This window comes from Paenibacillus sp. Z3-2, assembly GCF_054161325.1.
In genome coordinates this window covers 613,289-626,274 of record NZ_CP096397.1, presented here as the reverse complement: position 1 = coordinate 626,274, position 12,986 = coordinate 613,289, and the positions used below count along the sequence as shown (strand labels likewise).

Here is a 12,986-nt window from a genome sequence, read left to right as displayed (position 1 = left end):
TAACAAAACGGCACAAATGACACCGGAGCCTCCGGTGTTTGTACAGGATCGCCACAGGTACTATGAAACTCACTCCATGTAGCGATTATTTGTTTGCAGTTTTGTTTATATAGATGCTAATTCGGTTAGCCGTCTTCATCACCCTGTGAATCATGTGCCTGTAACTTCTGAATACCGCTCCGGACGCGTTCACGCAGCTCTTCCAGTTCAGTCTGTACGGCATGTATGCTCTGAAGTTTTTGCTCAATCAGTTGCAACTGACCATCCAGCGTTGTTTCCATCGTGGTGAGCTTCTCGAGCCGTTCTCTCACTTCGGTCGTCTGCTGGTAGTCAAAACGTTGTTCGTTCAATGCATCTGCCGTTGCCACATAGGTATGTAGCTCCTGAAGAGAGAACCCCAGCACCTCTTTGGTGCGAACCACCTTTTTCAGATAATCCATATCCTCACGAGTGTATAGCCGCGTTCCGCCATCTGTCCGCTGAGGTGAAGGCATGACACCAATCTCTTCATAATACCGAATGGTTCGCTTGGTCAATCCGCATTCTTTGGCTACGTCGTCGATTTTATATAGACTCATTTCCTCCACCTCTTTCATATGTCTATACTGTTATGTACATAATTATATATAATATTAACGTTAACGTCAACGTTATATTCTATGCATGAAGTCTTAGCGAGTTTAACATCGCCTTCGATACGCTAACTTCAACACCAAAAGACCCGCTTCACACGCGGGTCTTGCTGTTCTAACCTATTCACTCATTGTACTTTATGCATTCTGTTCATTCTGTTGCTGTTGTGCACGCTGCATTTGCTTCAAACGGCCTTCGACTCTGGTAAACAGTCTGAACGTATAAAATCCTGTAGCCACCAGACTCAGAACCAAAGCTCGTACATCTGTAAGCCAGAATCCAATAATGCCGAATATCGTAATGATCACACCAAACTGCATCATCAGGTTGGCGCTATACTTTTGCGCTTCGTCCCATAACTCAGGATTACTCATTGCACGCGGGGTACGATAACCATATATACCGTTAATCATTTTCGGTGGTTTTTTGAACACCATCAACCCCAGAATGAAATAACACACCCCGATGATGATCCCAACTACTGCTCCTGTCAAAATGTTCTCCCCTTCTCTATATAACTTCCTAACTACATAATGCCATAAAAAATATAAAAACGGCTCTACGTATATACGAAGAGCCGCCTGGATCGTTTCGTAAACTTAGATATTCTTCACACGAAGTACACGCATGGCGTTCAGAACAGCCAGCACCGTGACACCGACATCGGAGAATACCGCTTCCCACATGGTGGCAATGCCGAACACTCCCAGTAGCAGGAATATCGCCTTAACACCCAGCGCAAACCCGATATTTTGCCATACGATCATTCGTGTACGCTTCGCAATGCGGATTGCGCTCGCTAGTTTCGACGGTTCATCCGTCATGATGACCACATCAGCTGCTTCAATGGCAGCATCCGAGCCAAGTCCACCCATGGCTACGCCCACATCGGCGCGTGCCAGCACTGGTGTGTCGTTGATACCATCACCGACAAATACCATTTTCTCCTTCGGAGACTTGGCAGCTTCCAGTTGCTCCAGCCGCTCGACTTTGTCCTGTGGCAGCAATTCAGCATAGACCTCATCTACACCCAGCTCGCGTCCTACCGCTTCACCCACAGCTTTGGCATCGCCTGTCAGCATGACCGTTTTGCGGATGCCGAGCTTCTTCAGTGCCCGAATGGCCGCGGCTGCATCATCCTTCACTTCATCAGCAATGATCAGATGACCAACATACGTGCCTTCTTCAGCAACGTGGACTATTGTCCCTGCCGTCTCTGGAGTGCTATACGCTATACCCGCCTGCTCCATTAATTTGGCGTTGCCCGCCAGCACTTCCCGACCATCCACGCTCACCTTGATCCCGTGTCCGGCAACTTCATCATAGCCTTCCACACCTTGCGTGGGAATCTCTTTGGCCCAAGCTGCACGAATGGATTCGGCAATTGGATGATTGGAATTTGCTTCGGCAATCGCTGCAAGCTCCATCAGTTCTTCTTCCGTACGTCCACCTTCGGGACGAATGGCTGTTACTTTGAATACACCTTTGGTTAGAGTACCCGTTTTATCAAAAACAACGACTTTCACATCATTCAACGCTTCAAGGTAGTTACTGCCTTTGATGAGAATACCGTTACGGGAAGCCGCTCCAATGCCACCAAAGAATCCAAGGGGAATCGAGACGACCAGCGCACAAGGACATGAGATAACCAGAAAGACCAGGGCGCGATAGATCCAATCGGCAAATGTTGCACCACTAAGTAGCAACGGTGGAACAAATGCAATCGAGGCTGCAAGGATCACAACAACCGGTGTGTAATACCGGGCGAATTTACTAATAAAATGTTCTGTTTTCGCTTTCCGACTGCTCGCGTTCTGCACCAGATCCAAAATTTTGGATACCGTTGATTCTCCAAACGTTTTGGTTACTTCAATCGTCAACATGCCGTTTTTGTTCACAAATCCACTCAGTACATCACTTCCGGGCTCCAGCTCACGAGGTACCGATTCACCTGTCAGAGCAGAAGTGTCCACCATGGAACGTCCAGTTCTAACGATACCATCCAATGGTACTCGCTCGCCCGCTTTCACTACAATCCGATCACCAATCCGTACGTCTTCTGGAGAAACCCGTTTGGTTTCGTCACCCGAACCCGTCAGGATATTCGCGTAATCCGGCCGAATGTCCATGAGCGCCTGAATGGACCTGCGTGATCGATTAACCGCCATACCCTGAAACAGCTCCCCGAGCTGATAGAAGAGCATGACTGCTACCCCTTCCGGATACTCTCCAATGGCAAAGGCACCCAAAGTAGCCACGGACATCAGGAAGTATTCATCGAATACCTGGCCACGAATAATGTTTTTGGACGCCTGGAGCACAATATCTCCCCCGGCAATCAGATAAGCGAGCGCATAGAGAGCAAATTGTGCCCAACCCTCCAGCGGTGACCAAATCGCGGCTGCGAGCAACACAGAACCTGCAGCAAGACGAGCAAGCAACTCTTTCGTCTGTCCCGCACCATGTTCATGCGAGTGGCCTGCACGGGCATCATCATGGGTATGGCCGTGATCATGTCCAGCATGATTTCCGTGCTCATGTGTATGACCATGTGTGCGTTCCTGTGAATCTCCGTGATCATGAGTATGCGAGTGGCTGCCATGTGAATGTCCATGATCATGTCCGGCATGGTCATGACTGTGGTCGTGCACACCAGCTGCACTCCCTGTATGGGTGTGCGCATGTCCGTTCACATGTTTTCCTTTTTCCGAGATGCGTATATGCGGCTCCAGCCGCAGCACTTTGCGCTTCGCTTCTTCCACTACCTGCTCATCCATGTCGGAAGTGGTGTGCATCGATAACGTTTTGGTAACGAAATTGACAGAGCATTCACTAATGCCTTTAATTTTTTTGACGCCATTCTCAATCTTCAATGCGCAGTTCGCACAATCCAGTCCATCAAGCAGCAGTTCCCTTTTCACCTGTTCCTGTCCGGTTCCCATGTGAATTCTCCCCTTTGCAGTACAAAAACGATGTTATATCCCATTACATTCAATATATGAGCATTCATTCATATGTTTAGTTACTCCTATTATATGCACGCCTAAACATGAGTGTCAACAATCGTTGTTGATTTTTCATACAGATTATGCTAATAGTAATCATTTCGCTTTAGACGGTTTTTGGATATAATAGGCGTATAGTTGTTAACATAGGCGGTGATAGGAAATGGAACAACCGGTTAAAGCACCAAGCGAATGTGATGCAGCCTGCTCAGGCACTGAAGCCGACGTGCTGACGATTCGCACTTCACTCATAGATCGGGAGACCTCTTCCGAGATGGCGGATTGGTTCAAGGCATTCAGTGATCCAACACGTCTACGTATTATTGATGCACTGTTACAGAAGGAATTATGTGTTCATGACCTGACGGTTCTGCTCGACATGGGGCAGTCGGCCATTTCACACCAGCTGCGTTCACTCCGCAACATGCGGATCGTCAAGCGGCGCAAGGAAGGCAAGACAGTATACTACTCTCTGGATGATGCTCATATTGAGCAGATTTTCCTGCAAACGCTCCAGCATATTAAACACAGCTAGGCAGCAGCCAAGCTTGTTCATGAAGAAGAACCCCCGCCTCTCGGCTATATGCCGATGGACGGGGGTTCTTCTTGGTAAGGGTACCGTTTTATCCAGGATGGATATAAAGTAACTACTCCTTCTGATTAACGATCAATTGGAGCTCGCCGCTTCGATTACAAAAGATTGTTCTTGTTCGGATCATACAGACCGGATCTGTCTTTGAACCAGTTGAAGATATGCGATACACATACTTTCAGCACTGCGTATCCTGGAACAGCGAGCAGAATGCCTACGACTCCAAACAGATTACCCGAAGTCAGAATTACAAAGATAATCGTAATAGGATGGATCTTCAGCGTTTTGCCCATGATCTGTGGAGAGATGAATTTACCTTCGATTAACTGCACAATCGTCCATACGGCAACCATCTTCAGCAGCATTACCGGCGAAGTGACCAGAGCCACGATCAACGCTGGTGTAATCGCAATTGCAGGTCCCAGATATGGAACAACACTCGTGAACGACGCGATAATCGCAAGAATCAGTGCGTAATCCAGACCAATGATCATATAACCGATGTAGAGCAGGATACCGATGCAGAAGCTGACGATGATCTGTCCACGAATGAATGAACTGATCTGGTGATTGATGTCTTCCAGCACATGCATTGCACCTGTACGGCTCTTGATCGGCAGGAAAGACAGAATTTTCGCCGGCAGCTTCTTGCCATCTTTTAGCAGATAGAACAGAATGAACGGAACCGTTACAATCGAGAGTACTGTCTCCGTGAAAGCTCCTAGGAACCCACCCAATGTGCTCCAGGTTGAGTCAAGAATTTCCGTGGCCTTCTGGGAGATCGTTCTCCACAGATCCTGCCAGTTCATGTTGAGCGTTTCCTGAACCTGACCGAACAGCTGACTGCCCGTCAATTCCTCAAATTGCTGTCTTACGGTCTCACTGTACGTTGGGAAATTCGCGACAAGCCCCATAATCTGATTACGAAGCACCGGAATGACCGCCAGCACGACGACCGTCAGAATGCCTCCAATCGCAAGATACAGGATCAGAATGGACCAGCCACGCTTAATCTTCGATCTTTCCATGATATCAACAATCGGATTCAGCAGATAGTAAAGTATGCCAGACAGAATAATAGGCAGTACAATGGTCTTGATGAGTACCGCCAGCGGATGAAGAACAAAGGATACTTTGGTCAGAACCATCACGTTCAGTCCCACCAACAGCAAAATTAACAGAAATAGAACAAACTTGTTGTTAAGAAAAAATCGCTTGAACCGATCCGGCCAAACGCGGGGTTGCTCAGGTTGCTCCATAGGCGTGTCGTCCTCTCTTATGACTCTTAATCAAAACTAAACTGTAAACTAGATAAATGCCCCATACATACGAATAAAAAATACCTTTGTACAAGCCAACATATGTATAACACTCTGGATTTATACGTATGGTGCTGATTAACCGTTTCAAATTAAACCGGTAAAGTCATTTTACCCCAAAATGAGTCTTCTGCCCCACACGAATCATTTGCAAAATCTCCCTATTCAAAAACGGCTCGCCTCACTGGGAGACGAACCGTACATTTGAAGCTATAGCTTACCATTAAGCCAGCTTTTACGCTGAAAATTAAGATTAAGCTTTTCCCGCCAATTGTGCGATTAACTCATAGGAGTGCAGACGTGCCTTATGATCATAGATCATCGACGTAATAATCAGCTCATCTGCCTGCGTCTGCCGAATGAAGGATTCCAACTGTCCACGTACCGTTTCTGGTGAACCGTTAACAGCCGCCTTCAGCGTCTGCTCAACACCAGCCTTCTCACGATCCGTCCATTTGCCTTCCATCTCTGCCGGAGGCTGTACCAATCCCGTTGTACCGCGAATAATGTTCAGGAACTGCTGTTGCATCGTTGTACCCAACCACGCTGCTTCCTCATCTGTATCCGCAACAACAGCGTTAACACCAACAATCACGTGCGGCTCCTTCAAGCTATCAGATGGTTGGAAGTTGTTTCGATACATTTCTAGGGCAATCCGGGTGTAATCGGGCGAGAAGTGGCTGGCAAAAGCAAACGGCAATCCCAGCTGACCCGCCAGACGAGCGCTGAAATCACTGGACCCCAGCAGGTAAATCGGAATATTCAGTCCTTCTCCCGGTACAGCGCGAACAGGCGCGTGATAAGATGTCGCCGAAGCATCAAAGTATGCTCTGAGTTCTGCCAGCAGCTCTGGGAAATCTTCACCGCTGTTCAGATCTTTGCGCAGTGCCAGCGATGTACGACGGTCACTTCCGGGTGCACGACCCAGTCCCAGATCGATTCTGCCAGGATACAGGGACTCCAATGTGCCGAACTGCTCTGCGATAACTAGCGGTGCATGGTTAGGGAGCATGATGCCTCCTGAACCCAGGCGAATCGTCTTGGTTCCACCAGCCAGGTATCCAATAACAACCGAAGTTGCGGAAGAGGCAATCCCCGGCATGTTGTGATGTTCAGCTACCCAGTAACGGTGATATCCCCAACGCTCTGCATGCTGTGCCAGATCGAGACTGTTGCGCAGTGCATCAGCAGGTGTTGCACCCACAACGACGGGAGCCAGATCCAGGATGGAAAGCTTAACGTCATTAATATGTTCTTTATGGGATGAAGCCGTATTTTCTGTAGTCATTACTATTTAATCTCCTTAATGATTATATTTTTGTATATCCAGATATATAGATTTATTATACCGCAAATGGATATGATGTGATAATCAACTGGCCGTTTACATCCGGACGGAATCCCTGCCTGCACCATGCATCCTAGCTTCCGTTCCGGCATCCGGCTTATAACTCGTTCTGCACGTACTCGGCAAACTGACGAATTGTCTCTTCGTTCCGTCGATAATACGTCCATTGTCCTCTACGCTCTGAGAGTAGCAAACCCGCCTTGAGCATAGTCAACAGATAACTGGATATAACCGACTGAGCCAGTCCAGCCTTCAGTTGAATCGTACCGACACAGATCCCGTTCTTGCCACCATCAGGATGCTGGGATAGTTCCAGCGGTGGAAAGTGTTGCTCCGGGTTCTTGAGCCACAATAAGATTTGTCTACGTGTCTCATTCGATAATGCTTTGAATATAAGTATAGGTTCCATGGGTACGATTATACCCCCTTTCATTCATTTTGCAAACACATGAACAAACAAACCGACTCTTAATCGAGTCGGTCTGGAATCATATGGAATGCGAATCTGGAATCTACATCTACTTCCGCATTAGAATTTCGTCGTAACCGTCTGTTTAACCTGATCCAACATCGCTTGATATGCTGGTGCATCCAGATACCCAATACTACCGAAGAGCAGATGATCTACAGCTTCAATGCCTACAAAATCGAAAATTCCTACGTCTGATGTTACTTTTAATCCAGCAGTCATGCCGATCTGGTCATATATTTCACTTGGTGTACCATGAGTATTGATGATGAGACCTTTTTTGCCTGTTAACAATTTCTGGATACCTGCTTCATCCGCTACATAAGCAAAACCATAGGCGAATACACGGTCAACATACCCTTTCAGTATGGCAGGAAGACCTGTCCACCAGATCGGGTAGATGAATGTAATGGCCTCTGCATCCGTAACAAACTGTTGCTCTGTAGCGATATCCTGTGGTGTCTGTCCTGCACGCATGGAAGCTGTATCGGCTTCAGTCAGTACAGGTTGGAATCCAAGCTTATATAAGTCACGAACAACCACTTCATGTCCTTGGGCTTCGAGAGCTTCTACAGCAGTATTGAGGATTGCGTTATTAAAGCTGTCTGTGTGTGGGTGAGCATATACGATAAGATGTTTCATAGTGTTAATCCCTCCAGATTTGGTTTGAGTTAGGTTGCAATGATTGGTTCTCGTTAATACATTCCACACACATAGATATCTATGAATGTGAGCAAAAAAATACTTGAGCTCTTCTGCCTCACCCCATCCAAGTCTGGAAGGTTGGCAGACAGAAGAATTCATACCCTATAATCTTCGAACAATAGTGGACAGCAAGCTCTCCAATTGCTCCGATTGTTCATCAGATAGGCCAGCGTAGATGATGTCATTAATCTGCTCTGATACCTGATGGAATATCGGTTCGAGTTGCTTCCCCTGTTCGGTTAGGCGAATCATCGTCACCCGGCTGTCTTCGGCACTCTTGCTGCGTTCAACATAACCGAGCTTCTCCAGCTTGTTGATGAGTACCGTTACCGTTGGTTGCGTACGTTGAACACGTTCCGCCAGCATTTTGATCGACAGCGTCTCTTCCCGGTATAAGAACATGAGTACATCCCCATGAGAAGGAACAATACCTGTCACCTCATGCTTTTCTAATTCGTGAACAATCCGTTTGTTAACATGATCTCTGATTCTTGCAATCAGTGCAATTGCGTTATATTTTGGCATGACCTCATTATACATAGATATCTATGTATTTTCAAGTTCTTTTTTATTAATAAGAAAATAGCCCGATAGTTTCATCCTTATCTTAGCGGAAAATATCGGGTTATTTTAATTTTAAACCTGTTTATATGGTTACACTATCAATGGATTTATTCTGAAATTAGTTAAGCCATTGGGTAACTTTTTCAATCGGTTGTCGGGTCTTCTCACGTTTTGGCTCCTCAGCACGATAACCGAATGCTGCCATTACCGAGATGTCCCATGCGCCTTCCTCCAGCAGCCCCTCTTCTTCCAGAATACGATGGACAGCCTCGCGGTTGAAACCTTCAATTGGACAAGAGTCAATCTCGATCTGAGCCGCAGCCGTCATCATATTGCCAAGCGCAATGTACGTCTGTTTGGATGCCCAATCGAATAGGGATCGTGGATTCTCAAGAATTCTCTGGTTATTCTGAAAATTCCCGTAGGCCGCACTTGTCAGCTCAAATACATCATCTGGCATTCCTTTCATTTCCTTCAGCATGTATTCCGCATAGGGAGAATTATAACTGGCATCTGACCGGGCCAAAATAACCACAAAATGACTTGCTGTTGCCAATTGTTTTTGAGCACCCGAAGAGACTTCCGACAGGCGTTTGCGCATATCCTTATTTTGTACAATCAGAAACTTCCACGGCTCAAAGCCAATCGAACTTGGGGATAATCTGCCTGTTTCCAATATAAATTGGAAATCCTCATCCGCGATTTTACGAGTATCGTCAAATACCTTTGTCGCATGCCGGAAATGATAAGCCTTCAAGATGTCTTCCTTTTTCTTTGCCTGTGTTGTAACTTCCATGGATCTCCACGTCCTTCTCTTTATATTTTTGTTGTATGTGCGATAGTTAGTGAATCTATTCCGAAAATGAAAAGTACGCACAATATGGTTTCTCAGTTTCAGAGGGGGAGTCTACAATTGTTCCATGAATTCTTTTTCCGAAATGACGGTGTATCCCTCTTGTCTCAGTAATGCAGAGGTGACACCTTCCCCCTGTACTTTATGATTGGCAAAGTTTCCAGCATATATGGTTTTCGTGCCACAGGACGGACTGAACTCCTTCAACACAACACACGACACATTCAATTTTTTGGCCCATTCCAATGTCTGATAAGCTCCCTTGATATACAAGTCTGTGACATCCTTGCCACTTTTCTCGATCACTTTCGCAGTGCCTGCCAGTACGTCTTTGCCTGTGCCACCGATAATCTCAGCTGGTTCACGGGGTGTGGAGAATCCGCCAAGCAGCTCTGGACATACCATCTTTGCCTGCTCCTGCTCCACAAGTTCCTGAATCTTTTCATCCAGACTCGCTGTTCCATTGTAACGGCAGGCTACTCCCGCCAGACATGAACTCACCAAATATTTCATTATGATCTCCTTATGCTCAATTCCATCTATGAAGTAAATTGTACCATATAGAATCAAGCCCTATAGCTCGCCTCTGGTAATCATCGAAATTTTTACATCTTCATTGTAGCGAACCCGTATAACATCTTTTGTCGACTCAAGTTCAAATGTGGCCATCCCTGGACTATCGGCTTCCCTATGAAGACTGTATCCCTGGAGGTTGACGTTAAATACTTCTTTAATCATCGGCCCTACCTCGTCCCTAAGGAGGGATTCCTTCACATCATAAATCTTCTGATGGTACGCCTCTACTTCATCCCAATTGGTAAAATCATTTCGATAAGAATTCTCCCCAATAATAGAGTAAACCTTAGTTTCTTCCCCTGTAATCATTTGAACCAAGTAATGATCATTGAAACTAATATTAATTATATCCTTCCCGATCTCATCATCTTTGGTACGACTTACACCCCTAAGTTTGGGAGATGTTTCACCGAATACTGCCTTCACAGCATCCTTGGCGTCTGCCAACACAGAATGAGATACTTGATCAGGACTGAGATCGCCTGAGATTGATACAGCTTTATCCTGCTGCCATACAATCTCTCCATAACTATTCTCATTTTCTAATGTTAATGTCGTATGTGATATCGGCTCCATTTCCCCTTGCTTCATACTCACATAACGTTGGACTGATACAGGTTTAAGCGTTGGAGTGCTGCCTATACTTTGCAAAAGCGATGGAACTTGACGCAAATAACGGTGCTCCAACTCGCTCGGCTGCATCTCACGTCTCATTCCTACTTCTCGCAAATTTCCTGTGGCGGCATCGAGCCATATCTGCGCGTACTCTTTCTCACTTTCATTTCCAGCCTCTACATATATTCTTCCGGAGACAGGCAAGTCTTCCACTTTCGTAATCCGCAGCTGTTTACCCAGATCATCCCGCATGGTGACCGCAACATTTCTTTTCATCTTAACCGTAAGCAGATTCACGCTCAGATCATCGGAAAACTGTAACGCTGCTGTAGGATAGACCTGCTCAATCACGGGCTTCACCAGCTGTCCATCATCCCAGATCCACAGGAACAAACCTGAAGCAATAACCAACGCACCTGCCGCTGCAACTAGAGGGGCACTTCTAGGACGGCCCTTGTGTGAAGAGTTGCCTATTCGCTGTCTAGACGGCCTGGAACGGCCCTCTGACTGCTCTCTCTGGCTTCCCATTTCCGACTTCTTCATCCACTCTACCTGTTGAAGCACCTTTCGCTTGTGATCCTCTGTAAAGGGAGACGACGCAAACGGTTCCTTCCGAATTTCCTTTTCCCATTGCTCATCCTTATGTGTCATTCGCTTCGCTCCTCCCAATGTTTTCGTACCTTGTCCTTACCTCGGGAAAGTCTGGATTTTACTGTGCCTGAGCTGATTTTCAACATCTCAGCAATCTCACTCGTCGTAAGCTCATACTTCAGATGCAGCAGCAGGATCTCCCGAAATTTCTTCGGCAACGCAAGAACAATATCCCAGATTTCATGGACATGCTCCTTACGCATCACTTCCATCTCGGCCGAAGGATGTGTATCTTTCTCTGGAATCATTATTCTTTGGCTTGAATGCTCTCGCTCTGTCTCCATGGAAAGTGTCTCTCCCCACAAGCTGCTACGAAAGAATTTGGATTTTCGATATGTAAACGTCGTGTTCCTAGTAATCGTCAGTAGCCACGTCTTCAGTGAGCACTCTCCCCGATAATGAGCGATCCCCGAGTATGCCCGAATAAACACTTCCTGTGACAAGTCATCTGCTAGTTCGGCACTTTTGGTCAGAAAATAAGCATAATTCCACACATCGTTCCCGTAATCATCCATCATGCTGCCGAGTGTGTAATTGTCGATGGTCTGAGCCTGTGCCAGAAATTGATAATCCAACTGTTGTTCACCTCACTTAATATGACTGAGTCTATTGTGGTTTGGTTCCCTATTTTGGACATTATTTCTTATTATTGTAGCAAAATAAAAAAACAGCATGTTCAATATCACTGAACACACTGATTCCTTCAAGTTTGCTTAGTTAGAAATCTCTATCAGAAGCTTTTAGGCGAACGCTCTTCTTCCTCAGTCTCTTTCTGCCCTCTAGTCTAACGAATCATTTTCATCGTTATACTTTAACCGTAGCAATCATCAGGAACATGGGTCTCCGGTTCTCATCTCGCATGCCAGGAACCAGTTCAATCATCTCCGGTGATGGCTTGGATTCAGCCACCTGCCCAATAGCAAACCCCGCCTTAACCAGTTCATTGAGATGTGTTGCCAGTGTGCGATGATATTTGACCACGTCCTGATTCAGAAAGTTCGCCACACGCTTCCCTTCATCGTGGTAATCATCCACGGGCCAGTGCAGAATCTCACCTTCGGGTCCGTAATGCCAATCCTGCGCAGCACGAGCGGTGAAGATGGGATGTTCAGATGAAAGCACGAACGTGCCACCTTGAACAAGACAGTCATTGATCTTGGCGTAGACCGCGTCTAACCGTTCAATATAATGCAAGGCAAGTGAACTGATCACAACATCAAATTGTCCAGGTGCAAAATCAATATCCTCAATCGCCAGTTGCTTGTACTGGATCTGTGGGTCGTCCGTCATCTCACGAGCACGCTGGAGCATATTTTCGGACAGATCTACACCGATCACTGAACTCGCTTGTTGCTCTCGCGCATACCGGCAGTGCCAACCAAAACCACATCCCAAATCCAGCACACGCTTGTTCTTCAAATCAGGCAACAAGGTCTGCAATTCATGCCATTCCCCGGCCGCATCCAGCCCTTGAATTGAACGAGCCATCTTACTATAGTTGTCGAAAAACTCAGCTTCATCGTATTTATTTTGTTTCATCAAGAGATTCCTCCCGCCTTATGAATATCCACCTAATCTACCACATAAACGATATTTAAACGCAAAAGTTGCCAAGCGAATTCATGCCGTGTTATCATACAGAACGAACGTTCAGTA

14 protein-coding genes are annotated in these 12,986 nt (G+C 46.3%); 1 reads left to right on the top strand and 13 read right to left on the bottom strand.

From position 1 onward, the window contains the following. Window positions 1-125: 125 nt before the first annotated feature. The 3 genes from M1D71_RS03005 to M1D71_RS02995 form a co-directional block, all read right to left on the bottom strand. Window positions 126-578, bottom strand: coding sequence for a MerR family transcriptional regulator (locus tag M1D71_RS03005; protein ID WP_458125185.1), 453 nt, complete (start codon window positions 576-578; stop codon window positions 126-128). A 192-nt stretch (window positions 579-770) separates the two neighbouring features. After that, a complete protein-coding gene (locus tag M1D71_RS03000) occupies window positions 771-1,127 on the bottom strand; it encodes an SdpI family protein (RefSeq protein WP_062837654.1) in 357 nt (118 codons plus the stop codon). Window positions 1,128-1,232: 105 nt separating this feature from the next. Continuing rightward, a complete protein-coding gene (locus M1D71_RS02995; protein WP_458125184.1) occupies window positions 1,233-3,575 on the bottom strand; it encodes a heavy metal translocating P-type ATPase in 2,343 nt (780 codons plus the stop codon). A 226-nt stretch (window positions 3,576-3,801) separates the two neighbouring features. Here M1D71_RS02995 and M1D71_RS02990 point away from each other — a divergent pair, with 226 nt between their 5' ends. Beyond that, window positions 3,802-4,173, top strand: coding sequence for an ArsR/SmtB family transcription factor (locus M1D71_RS02990; RefSeq protein WP_458125183.1), 372 nt, complete (start codon window positions 3,802-3,804; stop codon window positions 4,171-4,173). Between the two features lie 155 nt (window positions 4,174-4,328). Here M1D71_RS02990 and M1D71_RS02985 read toward each other — a convergent pair whose 3' ends face one another. The 10 genes from M1D71_RS02985 to M1D71_RS02940 all read right to left on the bottom strand — a co-directional run bounded on the left by M1D71_RS02985 (window position 4,329) and on the right by M1D71_RS02940 (window position 12,869). Then, on the bottom strand, window positions 4,329-5,489 hold the full coding sequence (locus M1D71_RS02985) for an AI-2E family transporter (RefSeq protein WP_458125182.1): 1,161 nt from the start codon (window positions 5,487-5,489) through the stop codon (window positions 4,329-4,331). Between the two features lie 313 nt (window positions 5,490-5,802). After that, complete coding sequence (locus M1D71_RS02980) at window positions 5,803-6,837, bottom strand: LLM class flavin-dependent oxidoreductase (protein ID WP_458125181.1); 1,035 nt, start codon at window positions 6,835-6,837, stop codon at window positions 5,803-5,805. 157 nt (window positions 6,838-6,994) lie between these two features. Next, window positions 6,995-7,306 carry an ArsR/SmtB family transcription factor gene (locus tag M1D71_RS02975; protein ID WP_017690814.1) on the bottom strand — a complete coding sequence of 104 codons (312 nt, stop codon included), beginning with the start codon at window positions 7,304-7,306 and terminating at the stop codon, window positions 6,995-6,997. A gap of 120 nt (window positions 7,307-7,426) precedes the next feature. Then, a complete protein-coding gene (locus M1D71_RS02970) occupies window positions 7,427-8,008 on the bottom strand; it encodes an NAD(P)H-dependent oxidoreductase (RefSeq protein WP_458125180.1) in 582 nt (193 codons plus the stop codon). 165 nt (window positions 8,009-8,173) lie between these two features. Beyond that, a complete protein-coding gene (locus tag M1D71_RS02965) occupies window positions 8,174-8,596 on the bottom strand; it encodes a MarR family winged helix-turn-helix transcriptional regulator (protein ID WP_458125179.1) in 423 nt (140 codons plus the stop codon). Window positions 8,597-8,753: 157 nt separating this feature from the next. Further along, window positions 8,754-9,431, bottom strand: coding sequence for an NAD(P)H-dependent oxidoreductase (locus M1D71_RS02960; protein ID WP_458125178.1), 678 nt, complete (start codon window positions 9,429-9,431; stop codon window positions 8,754-8,756). 111 nt (window positions 9,432-9,542) lie between these two features. Further along, a complete protein-coding gene (locus M1D71_RS02955; RefSeq protein ID WP_458125177.1) occupies window positions 9,543-10,001 on the bottom strand; it encodes a DUF523 domain-containing protein in 459 nt (152 codons plus the stop codon). Between the two features lie 60 nt (window positions 10,002-10,061). Next, on the bottom strand, window positions 10,062-11,330 hold the full coding sequence (locus M1D71_RS02950; RefSeq protein ID WP_458125176.1) for a hypothetical protein: 1,269 nt from the start codon (window positions 11,328-11,330) through the stop codon (window positions 10,062-10,064). Then, window positions 11,327-11,905 carry an RNA polymerase sigma factor gene (locus M1D71_RS02945; protein ID WP_458125175.1) on the bottom strand — a complete coding sequence of 193 codons (579 nt, stop codon included), beginning with the start codon at window positions 11,903-11,905 and terminating at the stop codon, window positions 11,327-11,329. The genes M1D71_RS02950 and M1D71_RS02945 overlap by 4 nt, the downstream gene beginning before the upstream one ends. Before the next feature lie 229 nt (window positions 11,906-12,134). Then, window positions 12,135-12,869 (bottom strand): class I SAM-dependent methyltransferase, encoded by a 735-nt coding sequence (locus M1D71_RS02940; RefSeq protein WP_458125174.1) that lies wholly within the window; start codon window positions 12,867-12,869, stop codon window positions 12,135-12,137. Window positions 12,870-12,986 lie beyond the last annotated feature (117 nt).

What these genes read in the sequence shown, in the direction of transcription:
- M1D71_RS02950 (WP_458125176.1), bottom strand. Translation starts at nt 11,330, where the DNA reads ATGACACATAAGGATGAGCAATGGGAAAAGGAAATTCGGAAGGAACCG.
- M1D71_RS02970 (WP_458125180.1), bottom strand. Translation starts at nt 8,008, where the DNA reads ATGAAACATCTTATCGTATATGCTCACCCACACACAGACAGCTTTAAT.
- M1D71_RS02965 (WP_458125179.1), bottom strand. Translation starts at nt 8,596, where the DNA reads ATGCCAAAATATAACGCAATTGCACTGATTGCAAGAATCAGAGATCAT.
- M1D71_RS02995 (WP_458125184.1), bottom strand. Translation starts at nt 3,575, where the DNA reads ATGGGAACCGGACAGGAACAGGTGAAAAGGGAACTGCTGCTTGATGGA.
- M1D71_RS02955 (WP_458125177.1), bottom strand. Translation starts at nt 10,001, where the DNA reads ATGAAATATTTGGTGAGTTCATGTCTGGCGGGAGTAGCCTGCCGTTAC.
- M1D71_RS02980 (WP_458125181.1), bottom strand. Translation starts at nt 6,837, where the DNA reads ATGACTACAGAAAATACGGCTTCATCCCATAAAGAACATATTAATGAC.
- M1D71_RS02985 (WP_458125182.1), bottom strand. Translation starts at nt 5,489, where the DNA reads ATGGAGCAACCTGAGCAACCCCGCGTTTGGCCGGATCGGTTCAAGCGA.
- M1D71_RS02975 (WP_017690814.1), bottom strand. Translation starts at nt 7,306, where the DNA reads ATGGAACCTATACTTATATTCAAAGCATTATCGAATGAGACACGTAGA.
- M1D71_RS03005 (WP_458125185.1), bottom strand. Translation starts at nt 578, where the DNA reads ATGAGTCTATATAAAATCGACGACGTAGCCAAAGAATGCGGATTGACC.
- M1D71_RS02990 (WP_458125183.1), top strand. Translation starts at nt 3,802, where the DNA reads ATGGAACAACCGGTTAAAGCACCAAGCGAATGTGATGCAGCCTGCTCA.
- M1D71_RS02960 (WP_458125178.1), bottom strand. Translation starts at nt 9,431, where the DNA reads ATGGAAGTTACAACACAGGCAAAGAAAAAGGAAGACATCTTGAAGGCT.
- M1D71_RS02940 (WP_458125174.1), bottom strand. Translation starts at nt 12,869, where the DNA reads ATGAAACAAAATAAATACGATGAAGCTGAGTTTTTCGACAACTATAGT.